The sequence below is a fragment of the Amycolatopsis sp. WAC 01416 genome (assembly GCF_003947485.1).
Lineage (GTDB): Bacteria > Actinomycetota > Actinomycetes > Mycobacteriales > Pseudonocardiaceae > Amycolatopsis.
In genome coordinates this window covers 488,490-504,120 of the sequence record NZ_QHHX01000005.1, presented here as the reverse complement: position 1 = coordinate 504,120, position 15,631 = coordinate 488,490, and the positions used below count along the sequence as shown (strand labels likewise).

At 68.7% G+C, this 15,631-nt stretch carries 17 protein-coding genes and 1 pseudogene; 10 read left to right on the top strand and 8 right to left on the bottom strand.

Features of this window, described 5'->3' with window-relative positions; genetic code table 11:
• Window positions 1-49: 49 nt before the first annotated feature.
• Together DL990_RS19590 and DL990_RS19585 are read left to right on the top strand one after the other, a co-directional pair.
• Window positions 50-454, top strand: coding sequence for a YciI family protein (locus DL990_RS19590; protein ID WP_125799492.1), 405 nt, complete (start codon window positions 50-52; stop codon window positions 452-454).
• Entirely contained in the window at window positions 455-1,684 is a 1,230-nt protein-coding gene (locus DL990_RS19585; protein ID WP_125799491.1) for an RNA polymerase sigma factor, read from the top strand.
• Between the two features lie 62 nt (window positions 1,685-1,746).
• Here DL990_RS19585 and DL990_RS19580 read toward each other — a convergent pair whose 3' ends face one another.
• A complete protein-coding gene (locus DL990_RS19580; RefSeq protein ID WP_233620516.1) occupies window positions 1,747-2,604 on the bottom strand; it encodes a hypothetical protein in 858 nt (285 codons plus the stop codon).
• A 148-nt stretch (window positions 2,605-2,752) separates the two neighbouring features.
• Complete coding sequence (locus tag DL990_RS19575; protein ID WP_125799490.1) at window positions 2,753-3,424, bottom strand: hemerythrin domain-containing protein; 672 nt, start codon at window positions 3,422-3,424, stop codon at window positions 2,753-2,755.
• A 110-nt stretch (window positions 3,425-3,534) separates the two neighbouring features.
• Between DL990_RS19575 and DL990_RS19570 the strand changes: the two genes are divergently transcribed.
• Window positions 3,535-3,969 carry a MarR family transcriptional regulator gene (locus tag DL990_RS19570; RefSeq protein WP_125799635.1) on the top strand — a complete coding sequence of 145 codons (435 nt, stop codon included), beginning with the start codon at window positions 3,535-3,537 and terminating at the stop codon, window positions 3,967-3,969.
• A gap of 8 nt (window positions 3,970-3,977) precedes the next feature.
• Window positions 3,978-4,304, top strand: coding sequence for a YciI family protein (locus tag DL990_RS19565; RefSeq protein ID WP_125799489.1), 327 nt, complete (start codon window positions 3,978-3,980; stop codon window positions 4,302-4,304).
• Here the strand turns inward: DL990_RS19565 and DL990_RS19560 are convergent.
• Window positions 4,301-5,128 carry a class I SAM-dependent methyltransferase gene (locus tag DL990_RS19560; protein WP_233620515.1) on the bottom strand — a complete coding sequence of 276 codons (828 nt, stop codon included), beginning with the start codon at window positions 5,126-5,128 and terminating at the stop codon, window positions 4,301-4,303. The two genes, DL990_RS19565 and DL990_RS19560, sit on opposite strands and share 4 nt — an antisense overlap.
• Before the next feature lie 141 nt (window positions 5,129-5,269).
• Here DL990_RS19560 and DL990_RS19555 point away from each other — a divergent pair, with 141 nt between their 5' ends.
• Window positions 5,270-5,923, top strand: a complete 654-nt coding sequence (locus tag DL990_RS19555; protein WP_125799488.1) for an NAD(P)-dependent oxidoreductase — start codon at window positions 5,270-5,272, stop codon at window positions 5,921-5,923.
• Window positions 5,924-6,491: 568 nt separating this feature from the next.
• Here the strand turns inward: DL990_RS19555 and DL990_RS19550 are convergent.
• On the bottom strand, window positions 6,492-7,412 hold the full coding sequence (locus DL990_RS19550; RefSeq protein ID WP_125799487.1) for a proteasome assembly chaperone family protein: 921 nt from the start codon (window positions 7,410-7,412) through the stop codon (window positions 6,492-6,494).
• A 104-nt stretch (window positions 7,413-7,516) separates the two neighbouring features.
• On the opposite strand from DL990_RS19550, the gene DL990_RS19545 reads away from it, so the two are divergent.
• Together DL990_RS19545 and DL990_RS19540 are read left to right on the top strand one after the other, a co-directional pair.
• Window positions 7,517-8,056, top strand: a complete 540-nt coding sequence (locus tag DL990_RS19545) for a PH domain-containing protein (protein WP_199746516.1) — start codon at window positions 7,517-7,519, stop codon at window positions 8,054-8,056.
• Entirely contained in the window at window positions 8,053-9,579 is a 1,527-nt protein-coding gene (locus DL990_RS19540) for a PH domain-containing protein (RefSeq protein WP_125799486.1), read from the top strand. Before DL990_RS19545 ends, DL990_RS19540 begins: the two co-directional genes overlap by 4 nt.
• On the opposite strand, the pseudogene DL990_RS19535 reads toward DL990_RS19540, so the two are convergent.
• Window positions 9,570-10,477: pseudogene (locus tag DL990_RS19535) on the bottom strand (SDR family oxidoreductase). The gene DL990_RS19540 and the pseudogene DL990_RS19535 overlap by 10 nt on opposite strands.
• A 112-nt stretch (window positions 10,478-10,589) precedes the next feature.
• Here DL990_RS19535 and DL990_RS19530 point away from each other — a divergent pair.
• From DL990_RS19530 to DL990_RS19520, 3 genes are all read left to right on the top strand, one after another.
• The gene (locus tag DL990_RS19530; protein WP_125799633.1) at window positions 10,590-11,369 is read left to right on the top strand and encodes an IclR family transcriptional regulator; all 780 of its coding nucleotides are present in this window, start codon (window positions 10,590-10,592) and stop codon (window positions 11,367-11,369) included.
• 100 nt (window positions 11,370-11,469) lie between these two features.
• The gene (locus DL990_RS19525; RefSeq protein ID WP_125799485.1) at window positions 11,470-11,964 is read left to right on the top strand and encodes a GNAT family N-acetyltransferase; all 495 of its coding nucleotides are present in this window, start codon (window positions 11,470-11,472) and stop codon (window positions 11,962-11,964) included.
• A gap of 110 nt (window positions 11,965-12,074) precedes the next feature.
• Window positions 12,075-12,269, top strand: a complete 195-nt coding sequence (locus tag DL990_RS19520; protein ID WP_125799484.1) for a hypothetical protein — start codon at window positions 12,075-12,077, stop codon at window positions 12,267-12,269.
• A gap of 272 nt (window positions 12,270-12,541) precedes the next feature.
• On the opposite strand, the gene DL990_RS19515 is transcribed toward DL990_RS19520, so the two are convergent.
• The 3 genes from DL990_RS19515 to DL990_RS19505 form a co-directional block, all read right to left on the bottom strand.
• Window positions 12,542-13,813: an aspartate aminotransferase family protein gene (locus DL990_RS19515; protein ID WP_125799483.1), complete on the bottom strand. Its 1,272-nt coding sequence runs from the start codon at window positions 13,811-13,813 to the stop codon at window positions 12,542-12,544.
• 330 nt (window positions 13,814-14,143) lie between these two features.
• Window positions 14,144-14,839, bottom strand: coding sequence for a GntR family transcriptional regulator (locus DL990_RS19510; protein ID WP_125788484.1), 696 nt, complete (start codon window positions 14,837-14,839; stop codon window positions 14,144-14,146).
• 4 nt (window positions 14,840-14,843) lie between these two features.
• Window positions 14,844-15,629 (bottom strand): SDR family NAD(P)-dependent oxidoreductase, encoded by a 786-nt coding sequence (locus DL990_RS19505; protein WP_199746471.1) that lies wholly within the window; start codon window positions 15,627-15,629, stop codon window positions 14,844-14,846.
• Between the last annotated feature and the right edge of the window lie 2 nt (window positions 15,630-15,631).

The following is a 15,631-nucleotide window of genomic DNA, read 5'->3' as shown; positions in this document are numbered from 1 at the left end:
CGTCTCCGGCAGAAGGCACCGAAGCGGTGCCCGCCGAGAGGAGCAAGCCATGAAGTACATGATCATGATGATGGGGTCGCAGAAGGACCTGGACAGCATCAGCGGCAGCTGGAGCGCCGACGACATCACGGCCCTGCACGAGTTCATGGGCAAATGGAACAACGACCTGGTCGAGTCCGGCGAGTTCGTCGACGCGCAGGGCCTCTCCCAGCCGGCGCACGCTCGCCGGATCTCCCTGCGTGACGGCGCGCCCGTGGTGACCGACGGACCGTATGCCGAGACGCAGGAGGTCCTGGTCGGTTACACGACCGTCGACTGCGCGAGCTACGACCGCGCGACCGAGATCGCGGCCAAGCTGGCGGCCACCCCGTATCCGGAAGGCACCGACCTCGGCCGCGACTGGTACGTCGACATCCGGCCGTGCGCCGACAGCTTCGAAGAACTGGAGCTGTAAGTGCCGGACAGTGGCATCGAGGGCCTGCTGCGCGAGCTGTCGCCGCAGGTCCTCGGTGCCGTCGTCCGCCGCTACGGGCATTTCGACCTGGCGGAGGACGCGACACAGGAGGCGCTGCTCGCGGCGTCGACGCAATGGCCCGCCGACGGGCGGCCCGACGATCCGCGCGCCTGGCTCATCACCGTCGCCTCACGGCGGCTGACCGACCTGCTCCGCGCCGAGCAGGCGCGGCGCCGCCGGGAGGACACCGTCGTCCAACGAGCGTTGCCGGAAGAGCAGCTCGCCCCCTCGGCGGACCGGCGGGCCGCCGACTCGGACGACACGCTCGTCCTGCTCTTCCTGTGCTGTCATCCGTCGCTCTCGCCGGCGTCGCAGATCGCGCTGACCCTGCGGGCGGTCGGCGGCCTCACCACGGCGGAGATCGCCCGCGCGTTCCTGGTCCCCGAAGCGACGATGACGCGGCGGATCACCCGCGCGAAGTCCGGCATCAAGTCCAGCGGTGTCCCGTTCGGCATGCCACCGGCGACGGACCGCGCCGCGCGGCTCGACGCGGTACTCCACGTGCTGTACCTGATCTTCAACGAGGGCTACGCCAGCACGTCCGGCCCCGATCTGGTGCGGAGCGATCTCTCCGCCGAAGCGATCCGGCTGACCAGGATCGTCCACCGGCTGGTGCCGGACGACAGCGAGGTCACCGGGCTGCTCGCGCTGATGCTGCTCACCGACGCGCGCCGCCCGGCGAGGACGGGGCCGGACGGCGCGCCGATCCCGATGTCCGAACAGGACCGGAGCCGGTGGAACACCGAGTACGTCGCCGAGGGCGTCGCGCTGCTTTCCGAGGCGTTGCCGCACGGGCCGACCGGGCAGTTCCAGATCCAGGCGGCGATCGCCGCACTGCACGACGAGGCGCCGGGCGCCGAAGAGACCGACTGGCCGCAGATCGAGGCCCTCTATGCACTTCTGTTGCGGCTCTCCGACAATCCCGTGGTGGCGCTGAACCACGCCGTCGCCGTCGGGATGGCGCGAGGTCCGCGCGAAGGGCTGGCGGCGCTGGAAAAGCTCGGCGACCGGATCTCCGGCGACCATCGCTTCCACGCCGCCCGAGCACATCTGCTCGAGATGGCCGGGGAAACCGCCGCGGCCGTCGAGTCCTATGTGGACGCCGCGCGACGTGCCACGAGCCTGCCGCGACAGCGCTATCTGCACTCTCGCGCCGCACGCCTGCGCTGACGCAATTCGTCACCTACTTGCGATGGTCCCATCCCGCAAGCAGGTGACGAATCGCGTGTGTGTCAGCAGCTCAGCAGGAGCCCGGTGACAGCCGTGCAGGTCGACGTCGACGCGTCGTTGGCCGCGTTCGGGTCGGCGACGGAGCTCTGCGTGATCTTCGCGGTCGTCTTGACCTGCCCGAGGGACAGCAGTCCGGCGGCCACCGAGAACTTGGCCGTCACACTGGCTCCGGACGCGAGCGACGAGAAATCGCAGTTGACGGTCTTCGCGCCGCCCGGGTTCGAGCAGGTGGACGAGCCGGTGAAGCGCAGCCCGGTGCCGAGGGTCGACACCACCCGGATCCCGGACGCCGCGGCCGGGCCCGCGTTCGTGACCTTGACCGTGTACTCGATCGACGACGTCAGGATCCCGCGCGGCGACGCGGTCAGCGTGACACCGAGATCGGCGGCGCTCGGCGTGCCGGTGACGGTCAGCACGGGTCCGTCGAGGATCTCGAAACTGTAGTTGTCACCGACGAACTGGTGCTGCAAGGTGACGCTGCCCAGCGGGGCGTCGTCCTTGACCCGGAAGGTGAACACCACGGTCTTGCTCTGGCCGGGGGTCACGGTGCCGACCCCGCCGCGGATGCTGCCGCCGAGCATGTCGCAGGCGAACGCGCCGGGACAGGACACCAGGTCGACGATGCCCGGCAGCGAGGATTCCTTGCCGTAGAGCGTCGCCTTGCCACCTTCGATGGTCGATGTGGCGTCGGCGTTGTAAACGGTCTGCGTGACGGTGAACGTCTGTCCACGTTGGACAGTGGTCGGCGAGACCTCCACCGCACTGGTCGGCGGGGCCGCGTTCGCGGAAGCGGGCGCCACGAGCATGATCGTGGCCACCGCGGCCACCAGAGACAGAAGTGAGGCTCTTCGAAGCTTCATCGGTTCTCACTGTTCCGGTCGGGGGCGTCGCGCCGATCGGTGCGGACAACGATCAGTCGCCGAGGAACCGGCATTCGTTACCGGCGTCTCCGGCCGAGCGGCCCGACGGTCTCACCCGCTCGGAGTAACCGCGCCGCGTGTTCCCTGGTCACGGCGACGTCGTGCCGTCACCGCGGAGCGCGGGGAGCAGATTCGCCTCCTCGTAGGCGAAATGCTCCTCCAACCCGTTCGCGACCCGATCGAACTCCTCGCGCAGAGCGGCACTTTCGATTTCCCTCTTGCCCTGCAGCAACTCGTCGAGTTCGCGCAGTGCGCGGGACACGGTTTCGTGCTCCTGGCGCAGCCGGTCCAACGCCGGCGCGAGCCCGGGATGGGCCTTCTGGATCGCGGTGAACGCGCCGTCCTCACGGAGATGGTGCATACGCAGGTCGTTGCAGAACGTCACGCAATGGCCGAGCAGTTCGCGCCGCAGGACCGGTCGGCCCGTGAACCGCTCGCCGTCGAGTTCGGCTCGCGCGGCCGCCAGCGTCTTGCGGAGTTCACCGTGATGGACGAGCAGCTGATCGGCTATCGCCCGGCCGCGGGCGGCGTCGACTTCCAGCAGGTGCAGCGCGACACCGCGCTCCTCGCCTTCGAGCGGCACGGCCCGCGCGGCGTGCGGGACCCCGTCGATCTCGAGTGTCGCTTGTGGACTGACAAGGAGGTCTTGGTACCAAGGCGAATCGACGTCCGGCGCGTACGCCAGATACCGGCTCCCGGAGCGGCGGCAGTCGACGTCGACAGTGCGGGGACGGCCGGTTCCGGCGTCCGCGGTGGTCATCAGCAACGGTACTCCCCAGGTAACATCATCGAGAAAGCCATTTTGCTTTGCAAGCAAAGCCTCTTTGCTTGCAAAGGTATCCAGGAGGGTGTCCGGTGTCAACCGAGGACATGGAAGTCGACGACGCCGTGCGGGCCTTGCTGCTGCTCATGCCACGCATGGTCGGCCGCGCGAAGCGGCTCAAGATCCCCGAAGAACTCCAGTCGCTGTCGCTGGCTCCGCGTCACTTGTCGCTGTTGTCGTACCTGCTCTTCGACGGGCCGATGACGGTGAACGAACTGGCCGAACGACTCGAGGTCGCCCCGACCACGGTGAGCCTCATGGTCGGCGAACTGACCAAGAAGGACGTGCTCGACCGGCGCGAGGACGAGGCGGACCGACGGCGGCGGATCGTCGCCATCAGCGAACGGATGCGGCCCGCGATCGACGGCTGGCTCGCGCAGGGCGCCCGCGCCTGGCAGAAGGCGCTCGCACCGCTGACCTCGGCCGAACGGCGCACGTTCATCGACACCCTGCGCGCCTACGAAGACGGACTGACCGACTAGGAGGAACGGTGCGCTACCTGCTCATGCTGTGCGGAAGCGTCGGCGACGACCCGCTCGAAACGGACATCACCGAGCCTTGCCGCGCCTGGGGCGAGGAGATGACGCGACGCGGCCTGCGCCTCAACGGGATGGGCCTGCGGCCGCCCGAGTCGGCGACGACCGTCCGCGTCCGCGGCGGCGAGGCACTGCTCACCGACGGGCCGTTCGCCGAGACGAAGGAACAGATCGGCGGCATCAACATCATCGAATGCGAAACCCGCGAACAAGCCGTCGAGGCGGCGAGAACCCATCCCTGGGCCGCGATCGGGACGATCGAAGTGCGCGAACTGCTTTAGCCGGTGATCCGCGCGGTGACCTGGTTGTCGGCGTACGTGTAAGCCACGTATTCGAATCGGGTGCCGGTGCGCTCGACGTATTCCAGCCACGCCTTGTGCTCGTGCCGCTGCCAACCGGGATAATTGAAGAATTCGTCGAAATGCACGATGCTGCCGGGCCGCAGGCGCGGGCCCGCCAGATCGAGTACGGTTTTCGCCGAGCTGTACAGGTCGCCGTCCACATGAAGGAAATCGACGACGCCGTCGTGCCGTTCGAGAAAGCCGGGAAGCGTGTCGGCGAAAAGACCGACGACGAGTTCGGCGCCGGGGACGTCCGGCAGGTCGTCGCGTGCGAACGAACCGGCGGGCATCCCGTTGAGCCAGTTCTCCGGCAGGCCTTGGAACCAGTCGAACCCGTAGGTCTCGACACCGCCGCGTGCCTTGGCGATCACCCGCAGTGTGTTCCCGCTCGCGACGCCGAATTCGAGGGCCATCCCTCCTGACGGGGCAAGGGAAAGCGCGTACGCGAGAGTCTCCTGTGGACGCGCGAAGTGCCGGGTGCCGGTCAGCTGCTCGCGAGCGAACCGATTGCTGTCCCGCGCCGCGTCCTGATCACCCGCGTAGATGATGTCGCGGCGGCTTCGGATTTCGAACTCGACGACCCGATCGAAACAGCGATCCCCTTGCCGGACGATCTCCGCGCGCAGTTCCGCGGCGACCCGTTCCAGTTCCTCCGTATACGGATCGTGGAATCGCCGGGCGAGCCGGTGCAGGCCCCGGCCGAGTGTGCCGCGGGCCGATCGGCCCAAGGTCTTCAGTGCTGAATGGGGTACCAGGTGACGCATTCCGGGACGGTACACCATCACCGTTCGGGTGAACGGGTGCAGAACACCCGGGGTCGGTTTCGTTGCGGTAACCGAGGGGTGCGCTCCTAGCATCGCGTTCGCCGCCGGTGATCGGATACCGGCAAGGGAAAAGGGAGCACGATGAGCAGGATCGTCATCTTCGGGGCAGGCGGACGCGGAGGACGCCGAGCCGTCGCCGAAGCCGTGAGCCGCGGGCACCAGGTCACCGCCGCCGTCCGCGATCCCCGGCGCCACGCGGACCTCGCCGGGGACAACGTCACCTTGATCGCCGCCGACGTCACGGTCGCGGACGACGTCGCGAAAGCCGCCGCCGGGCACGACGCCGCGATCAGTTCCGTCTACCGCGCGGACCTCCCGTCGCGGGAGTACTACCCGGCCGCCGCGCACGCGTTGATCGACGGCCTCGGCCGGGCCGGTGTCGCGAGACTGGTCGTCGTCGGCGTCGGATCGGCGTTGGAGATCGCGCCGGGCCTCGCGTTCCACGACCAGCCGGGCTGGCCACCGGAGCACCGCGAGTTCTCGCTCGGGCACACGGCGGAACTGGAGGTCCTCCGTACGTCCGGCGGCGGACTCGACTGGGTGATCATCGCGCCGCCGCCTGCGATGCTCGACGAACACGCCGACCGCACGGGCGAGTACCGCAGCGGAGACCACCGGGTACTGCCGCGCGCGGAGGACGCGGCGCCGTTCTCGTACGCGGATCTCGCGGTCGCGCTCGTCGACGAGATCGAACGGCCGAAGCATTCGCGGGCGATGGTGGCCGTCGATCACTGACCGCGTCGTGAGTGGCGAGAGTGAGCGGGCGGCTGTCTCAGTGCTTCCGACGGCCCGGCGTCGAACTCGTATGTCGTGAAGGGCCCCTTTGAGACGTTGAAGGTCTCAAAGGGGCCCTTCACGACATCCCCACGGACCACTGGTTGTGACTGCTGGTTCCCGTGGGGCGAACGCGGTGATCACCGAAGTCCATGAAGGCCTCCTGGGGGACACCGCATTTGCTTACCCACTACTCGGGGCTCGCGCTCTGAGATCCCCTTGGTCGTCGTGTGGCCTTAGGCGTGACACGCGTGATTGGAAGCGGAACTCGCGTGATTGGAAGCGGAACTCACGGCCGACCCGGTCACGGGCGAGATCGGCCTCCAATCACGCGAGTTCCGCGTTTAAACACGCGAGTTCCGCGTTTAAACACGCGAGTTCCGCCTTCAATCACGCGCGACGTCCATCGACCTGGTGGTGACATCACCTCACGACCCACCCGCCAACCCGCAGGTCAGACGTAGGCACACAAATGAAGGCCTCCTTGAGGGACCCAGAGTCCCTCAAGGAGGCCTTCACGGACAGGCGCTCAGCGCTCCGGCGTCTCCCCGCCGTTCTGCTCGGCAAGGAACCGCTCGAACTGGCTGCCCAGCTCCTCGGCGGTCGGCATGTGCTCGACCGACTCCGCGAGCAGGCTCTCCTTGCCGGACGCCTCCATGAACGTGTCGTACTGCTGTTCCAGCGCGCGCACGACGTCGGCGACCTTCTCCGAGCCGGCGACCTGGCGGGCGATCTCGGCCTCCGCCTCGTGCGAGGCTTCCCGCAGGTCCCCGTCCGGCAGGTTCAGCCCGGTCGCCGAGGCGACGGCGCCGAGCAGGTTCAGCGCGGCGCTCGGGTACGTCGAGTCCGCCAGGTAGTGCGGCACGTGCGCGGCGAAGCCCGACGCGTCGTGCCCCCACTCGCCGAACCGGAACTCCAGCAGCCCGGCGATGCTGCCCGGCACCTGCATCCGGTTGGGCAGCGGGCGGTGTTCGCCGACCAGTTCGTTCCTGGTCGCGTGCGCGGTCACGCCGAGCGGGCGGGTGTGCGGCGCGCCCATCGGGATGCCGTGGAAACCGGTGGTGAGCCGGACGTCCCAGCGTTCGACCAGTCCGCGCACGGCCGCGCAGAACCGCTCCCAGTCGTGGTCCGGTTCCGGCCCGGTGAGCAGCAGGAACGGCACGCCGTCGGCGTCATGCAGGAGGTTGACGACCAGCTCGGGAGCGTCGTAGTCCTCCCAGTGGTCGATGGAGTAGGTCATCGCGGGGCGGCGCGAGCGGTAGTCGATGAGGCGGTCGACGTCGAAGCGCGCGACCACGCGGTGCTCGAAGGAGTTCAGCAGGTGCTCGGCGACGAGCTTGCCCGCCGAACCGGCGTCCATGAACCCGTCGAAGTAGTGCAGGAGCACGGCCCCGCCGAGGTCAGGGACGTCCGAGTCCACCTCGTACAGGTCTTCCGGGTCCAGCGCCACCAGATCCTCCAGGTTTCGTGGGTACGACCGTCTACAGGTGGAACGCCCCGATAGGGGGTATCCATTCCGCCGACGGTGGCCTGGATCCTATCGGTCCGTGACAGCTGTCGTGGGCGGTCCGCACGGAGGTGGTGCAGGGTGGAGGGGTGACACAAGAGACGCTCAGCCTGCGCCCGCCCGCCAATCGGGTGAGCCGTCGCGCCATCGGCTACTGGACGGTGTGGGCCGCGGTCGGCTGGGCGGTGCTCATCGGCGTCCAGACGGTGTTCGTCCTCACGAGTGACGACGCACCGACGTGGCTCACGGTGACGCTCACGCTCTCGTGTGTGCTCGCGCCGCTGCATCTGCTGGTCATGCCGCAGTGGCGCTACCGGATCCACCGCTGGGAGGTCACCGGCGAGGCCGTCTACACCCAGGAAGGCTGGCTCAAACAGGACTGGCGGATCGCGCCGATCTCGCGGATCCAGACCGTCGACATCGAGCGGGACCCGGTCGAGCAGCTGTTCCGGCTGGCGAAGATCACCGTGACGACGGCGTCGGCCGCGGGCCCGGTCAAGATCGCCGGTCTCGACCACACCGAAGCGCTGGCGCTGGCCGCGGAGCTCACGAGGACCACGCAGGCCACTCCCGGTGACGCGACATGAGCACCGAGGCACCGCCGGAAGCCGCGGAGGTCGCCGTCGGCCGGTGGCGCCGGCTCGATCGCCGGATGCTGCTGATCCGGCCGGTGCTCGACGTCGTCAAATCGCTGCCGGTGCTGATCGGGACGGTGATCCTCGGCCGGGGCAACGGCTGGGAGTGGATCGGGCTGGGGGTCACCGCGCTGACCGTGCTCGTCGGCGTCTCGCACGTGCTCACTTCGCGGTACCGCATCGCCGGCGGCCAGGTGGAATGGACCACGGGTCTGTTGCTGCGCAAGCATCGCGCGATCCCGCTGGACCGGGTGCGCACGGTCGACGTCACCTCGGAACCGAAGCACCGCCTGTTCTCCCTCAGCGCCGTGCGCATCGGCACCGGACGGCATTCCGCGGGCCAGGGCGACCAGCTGGTGCTCGATGCGGTCAGCCAGGCCGAAGCACACCGGCTGCGCACGGTTCTTTTGCACCGCAAGGAAGTCCTCGCGGAAGCCGAGGCCACGCCGCCACCGCCGGAACAGGTCGTCGCGGAGGTCGACCGGAAGTGGGTGCGGTACGCGCCGTTCACCCTGTCCGGGCTCGCCGTGGTGGGCGCCGTGTTCGCCGCCGTCTGGCATTTCGCGCACCAGCTGAACATCGCCCCGGAGAACGTCGGACCGCTGCGGGACCTCGTGGACGACCTGGCGAATACGGCGGTGTGGCTGATCGTGGTCGTCGCGGCGGTGGCCCTGCTCGTGGTGGTCTCACTGCTTTCCGTCGGCGGCTACGTGCTCTCGTTCTGGAACTTCAAGCTCACCCGGGAGCCGGAAGGCACTCTGCACGTCCGGCGCGGCCTGATCACGACGCGTTCGGTGTCCATCGAGGAAGAACGGCTTCGCGGCGTCGAGGTGAAGGAACCGCTCCCGCTTCGGATCGCGGGCGGAGCCCGGCTCACCGCGATCGCGGGCGGACTGCGCGAGGGCAAGGGCGGGGACAAGGGGGGCGGGCTCCTGCTGCCGCCCGCGCCCGTCGGCCGGGTTCACGAAGTCGCGGCGGAGGTGCTGCGGGAGAACTTCGACCCGGCCACCGTTCCGTTGAACCGGCATCCGCGACGGGCGCTGACCAGGCGGCTCACCCGCGCGGTGGGTGGCGTGCTGATCCTGGCGGCGGCCTTGTCCGGCCTGGCCTGGATCGGTTTCCTGCCGTCGTGGATGTGGCAGGTCGCGCTCGGCCTGGTGCCGCTCGCCGCGCTCGTGGGCTGGGACCGCTACCGCAATCTCGGCCACGCGATCGTCGGGCGGTATCTGGTCAGCCGTTCCGGCTCACTGGCGCGGGCGACGGTGGCGATCCGGCGTGAAGGGCTCACCGGAATCGTCGTCAGCCGCTCGTTCTTCCAGCGCCGCGCCGGATTGATCACCGTGACGGCCCCGATCGCGGCGGGCAGCGGCGGCTACCAGGTGGTCGACGTCGGCGAGTCGGCCGGGCTGGCGATGGCGGAACAGGCCGCGCCCGGTCTGCTCACGCCCTTCCTGCGCCGGGAGGCTCAGCGGTAGCCGGTGACGTCCGCCGGCTTGCCGGGATCCTGGACCTCGACGAGATAGCGCCAGCAGTCGGGACGGCTGCCGTCGAGGTCGGTGAATCCGTATTCCTTCGCCAATTCACCACTGGAAACCGATTTCCCGTTCCAGCGGCCGACTTCCGGGTCACCGGCCAGTGCCGCGACCGCTCTGCCGACTAACGCGGGGCTTTCAGAAATGGCGAAATGCGGCTGCACCTTCGTGGCGTCCCGCCAATTCTCTTCGGTCACCTGATAAGCGTCGAGCATCGCCTCGGAACGCAACCAGCCCGGGGTGACCGCCACCACGGTACCGCCATGCGGTGCCAATTCGTGGCCGAGTGCGAACGCCATCGGTTCACCGCGGTCTTGGCGAGGTCGTAGAAGAACGAAACACGGTAGTTCTCCGAGTTGTACTCGGCCGTTCCGTCATTGACCTCGACGACCAGCGCGCCCGGATTCCTGATCATCAGCGGAAGCGCGAAATGGCTGGTGATGGCATGGGTGTCGATGGCGAGCCGCAGCGTCCGCAGTCCGACGTCCAAAGTGGACTCCCAGACCGTCTTGCCCCATTCGATGGGCGCGCCGTAGATGTCGTTGACCAGCACGTGCAGCGCGCCCTGTTCGGCGTCGATCCGTTGCACCAGTTCGCGTACCTGGTCTGCCGCCAAATGGTCCACACCCATCGCGATCCCGTGCCCGCCCGCTTCGTCGACGAGCGCCGCCGTCTCCTCGATCGTCTCCGGGCGATTCATTTCCGACCGCCGGGAACCCGTACTGCGGCCGGTCACGTAAACGGTCGCCCCGGCGGCACCCAGCTGGACCGCAATTCCCCGGCCTGCCCCGCGGGTCGCCCCGGCGACCAACGCGATCTTGCCTGCCAATGGCTTTTCCATGGCCCGAACCTAGCAAGAAGTCCGCTTGTTCGTGGACCAAAGACCCTGGCCCGCAATTAACCCAATGTGCTACTTTCTTGACTCTTTGTGATTGCCCCGGCGAGAGGTCGAGATGACGCCTGCCGCACGATCCCTGGACACCACCGCCCCGCCGAAACGGACCCCCGGCGCCAGCAGCTCACGCAAGGTCCTGCAGTTACTGCTCTCCTTTTCCGAACGCCGCTGGGACGCCAGCGTCGCCGAACTCGCCGCGAGGATCGGCACCCCGGTCGCGACGACGTATCGCTATGTCGCACTGCTGAAGGAACTCCAGCTCCTGGAGGAGGGAAGGACGGGGCGCTATCACGTGACGAGCCAGGTGATGCCGCTCGCGCGGGCGGCGCAGCTGGCCAACGACCTCGCCCGCCTGGCCCGTCCGGCGATGGAGGAGGCGGCACGCGCCCTCGGGGAGACAGTGCTGCTGTTCCAGCATTTCGGCGATTCCGCCGTCTGCGCGGACCGGGTCGAATGCGAACGCGCGATGCGTTTCACCTTCCAGCCCGGCCATTCCGTCCCGCTCGGCACCGGCGCGTCCGGCAAGATGCTGCTCGCCATGCTGCCGGAGGGCGAACGCGAAAGACGGCTTTCGTCGATCGTCCACCGCCGCGGTCCGAGCGTGCGGGAAGAGGTCAAACGCGCCGGGGCGAACCGGTATTCGGTCAGCTGGGGCGAACTGGACGACGGCGTCTGGTCCTGTTCGGTGCCGATCCCGAACACCGGGCACCGGCCCGCGGTGCTGACCCTCGCCGCCCCGGCGACCCGGATCGGCGACGACGAGAAACGGGCCGCCATCGTCGCGCTCCAGTCGTACGCGAGCAGGATCCACCGGGCCGTTTCGTCGTTCTCGCTCTGAATTCCCACGGCCGGGGTCACACGTGTCGTCCGTCTGATCACGCGTGTCGTCCCGCTAATTCACGCGCGACCGCTCCCCGCGGCGGGGTAGAACTCGATCCGTGATCCGACTCGCCGTCCCCGAAGACCTGCCCGTGCTCCAGGACATCGAACGCGCCGCGGGCGAACCGTTCCGCGCGCTCGGCATGGCCGCGATCGCCGACGACGACCCGCCGTCGATCGCGGACCTCACGGCCTTCCAGCGCGACGGCCGGGCCTGGGTGCAGGACGCCGGCGACGGCCCGGTGGCATACCTGCTCGCCGAGGTCGTCGACGGCCACGGCCACATCGAGCAGGTGTCCGTCCATCCGGATCACGCGCGGCGGGGCCTCGGGCGGCGGTTGATCGAGCACGCCGCCGGCTGGGCCTCGCGCGAAGGCCTCGCGGGGTTGACGCTGACGACGTACGCCGAGGTGCCGTGGAACGCGCCGTACTACGCCCGGCTCGGCTTCATGACTCTCGACGAGGAGAGCCTCAGTGAGGGTCTGCGCGCCGTCCGGGCCCACGAGATCGCCCGCGGACTGGACGCGTGGCCGCGGGTGACGATGCGGCGGTGACCCGCACGGGGGGTCGGATTGGCGAGGGTCGTCGAACATGTGTTCTACTGTCGGCGCCGGCCCCGGAGGGGGAAGCTCCGCGGGCCGGCACCGGACTTCAGGAGGCACGGATGGCGGTCAAGATCACCCATCTCACCAACGGCCAGCAGGTGCGCTTCGTCAACGCGGACGGCGCCCGGCGGTACGCCGAGATCATCGGCGGCGGGGTCGACAAATGGCGATTCACCGTGGTCAGCGGGCATGAGCTCCCGGAAATGTCGGGGCGCGTGGTTAATGTGCCGGTATGGCGTATGACTTCCAGGTGACACCGAGACCGTCCGCGTGGATCATCACCGCGGACTTCGAGGGCGAAGAACTCCGCCTCCGCTGAAGCGGGCCCACGTGGGCCCGTCGCACTGGGGGTGTCATGAGGGGACCTGGTCCCGTCGGCTGCGCCCTTCATGACCGAGCGCGAGGCCCTCGTGCACGTCACGCTCCGCCGCACCCGCACTCGCTGGGCGCGGCGGACGTGACATGAAGGGGCCTTTCATAGCAAATTTTGCTATGAAAGGCCCCTTCATTGCGCTGGCGAAGCGCGCTAGACCAGCTTGTCCAGAGCGCGAGGCAACGTCGAAGCGAGCAGGTCCAGTTCGGCCTCGCCGGCGATCAGCGGCGGCGACACCGCGATCCCCTTGGCCAGGTTCCGCACGAGGACGCCTTCGTCCCGCGCCAGCCGCTGCAGCCGGTTCGCCGCGCCGGGGTTCGCCTCGACGACTTCGGCCTTCAGTTCCACCGCGCCGAGGAAGCCGAGGCCGGCCCGGACCTCCGCGACCAAGGGATGCGAAGCCAGCCCGGAAAGCGCGTCGGCCAGCGGCTTCTCCAGTTCCCGACCGCGCGGGATGAGCCCGTCACGCTCGTAGATGTCCAGCGTCGCGTTCCCCGCGGCGCAGGCGACCGGATGCCCCGCGTAGGTCGCGCCGTGCCGCAGCACCGGCGCACCCGGCGCGCCGGTGAAGAACGGCTCGGCCACCCTCGGCGCGACGATCAGCGCGCCCAGCGGGATCGTCCCGCCGGTGATGCCCTTCGCGGTCGTGATCATGTCGGGTTTCACGGCCCATCGGTCGATCCCGAACCAGGTCCCCAGCCGTCCGAACGCGGCGATCACACAGTCCGCGACGAACAGCACGTCATGCTTGCGGCAGATCCCGGCGACCGTCTCGATGTAGCCCTCCGGCGGCAGCAGGACGCCGCCCGCGCCGATCACCGGTTCGCAGAAGAAGGCCGCGACCCGCTCCGGCCCGATGCGCAGGATCTCCGCCTCGAGCGCTTCGGCACTGTCGTAAGGCACGTGCGAAATGTCGCCCGGCAGCGGCCCGAAGCCCGCCGCGTTGGCCGCGATGCCACCGACGGCCGTCCCGAAACCGTGCGTGCCGTGGTAACCCTGCACGCGCCCGATGACGTGCACCTTCTCCGGACGGCCGGTGTGCGCGAAATACGACCGGGCGATCTTGACCGCGGTGTCGATGACGTCACCACCGCCCGAACCGAAGAACACCTTCGAGCCCGGCTCCGGCGCCAGCGCCGAGACCCGCTCGGCGAGCTTCAGCGCGGGCTCGTTGGCGTTGTAGCCGAACAGGTTGTACGAATCGAGCGTCCGCAACTGGTCCCCGACGGCCTGCGCGATCTCCTCGCGTCCGTGCCCGAAGTTCGCGTACCAGAGCGACGCGGTCGCGTCGAAATACCGCTTCCCCTCGTCGTCCCAGACGTAGGAACCCTCACCGCGGGTGATGACGAGCCGGTCGCCGTCGACCGCTCCCATGTCCGCGAAGGGGTGCCACAGCGGATTGCGCGCGGACGCCGACGAAACCATGATCTTCCTCCTCGTGCTCGTGCCCCCATCCTCACCCGGATCCGGGCGGGACGCGAACACTCCATCGTGCACAGTTCGCGGCCCGGACCTGTCCGGACTGTAGCCGCGCTGATCGGTCTTGTGCGAAGTTGGGCATTTATGGGCGAAGTGCTAGGAACGGTCCTTTCCTTGCGAAATTTGCAAGGAAAGGACCGTTCATGGCGTCCCTGCCGCCACCGGCCGGGTGCCCACGGACCCGGTAAAGAGGTTGCGAAAGCCACTTTCGCAACCTTCAGCGTTGCGAAAGTGGCTTTCGCAACACCCCGGCAGGGGCCACGGACCCGGCACAGCTCACGAACCCCGCCGGTCGTAAGCGGCCAACAGCTGCTTCTCCGCGTCCCGCAGGTACTTCTCCAGCGCCGTCTCCGCGGGCCCGAAGCGCCCTCGTTCCAGGTCCCGCAGGATCCGCTCGTGCCGCCGCAGGAACGGCTCGAAGAACGTGCGCGTGTTCTCCGCCAGCACGAAGAAGAGCCGCGTCTCCGCCAGCACCTGACGCATCGTCGTGCTGACCCGTTCGCTGCCCGCCAGGTCGCCCACCGCTTGATGGAACGCGATGCTCGCGGTCCCGACGGCCTGCCAGTCGCCTTCGCCCGCCGCGGCATGCCCCTCCCGCACCGCGACCTCGATGGCCGAAATGTCCACAGTGGACAGTTCGGCCGCTCGCCGCAGCGCACCGCATTCGGTGACCCGCCGCATCACGTAGAGATCCGAAATGTCCTGCGCGGTCAGTTCCCGCACGAACACGCCGCGGTTGAGCTCGTGTACCGCGAGCCGCTCGTGCGCCAGGAGCTGGAATGACTCGCGCAGAGTGTTGCGTGAAACACCCAACGCGGCGCTGATCGACGGTTCGGAAAGCCTCGACCCAGGCGGGAAGACGCCTTCGGTGATGCGCTGGCGCAGGATCTCGGCGACCCGTTCCGCTGTCCCGCTCCGTTCGAGCAAGGGTCTGTCGCGGGCCAGTGTCTCCTCGGCGGCAGGAGTGGACATGGCGCTACCTGACGCCGAGTTCGAAGTCGAGGCTGTACCGGTTGCCCGGCATGGCACCGGCGGCCTTGGCGCCGTCGATGGGGAGCGCGACCCCGTTGATGAACCGCGATTCGTCGCTGGCCAGGAAGACGACCGCCTTCGCGACCTCCCACGCCTCGCCGACCCGTGCCGCGGGCGTGCTCGCGGTCAACTGGTGTTGCTTGGCTTCGAACTCCTCCGGCGACGCGAGTGTGCCGCGCAGCATGTCCGTGTCGATCGCGCCCGGGTTGACCGTGTTCGCCCGGATCCCCTGGTGCGCGTGCGCGACGGCGATCGATTTCATCATGCCGACGAGCGCGTGTTTGGTGGCGTTGTACACCGGGTCGCCGGGGCGGCCCATCACCCCGCCGTTGGACGACGTCGTGATGATGCTGCCCGCCTTGTTCGCGATCATCCGCGGCAGCACCGCCCGTGTGCCGAGGAAGGCGGCCCGCACGTTCAGCGCGAAGATGTTGTCGAATTCCGCCAAGGTGGTGTCCGCCAGGGGTTTCCCGAGGTGGATTCCCACATTGTTGAACAGCACGTCGACCCGGTCCGTCTCGGCGAGCACACCGCGCACGAATTCGTCGACCTGTCCTTCGTCCGTGGCGTCCACAAGGGAATGCCGGACGCCTTCGACGGGTTCGGCGAGTTCGCGGATGTCGCTGGAGAACACGGTCGCGCCCTCGGCGACGAACTCCTTCACGGAGGCGAGGCCGATGCCCCTCGCGCCCCCGAAGACCACCGCGACCTTGCCGGCCAGCCGACCCATGC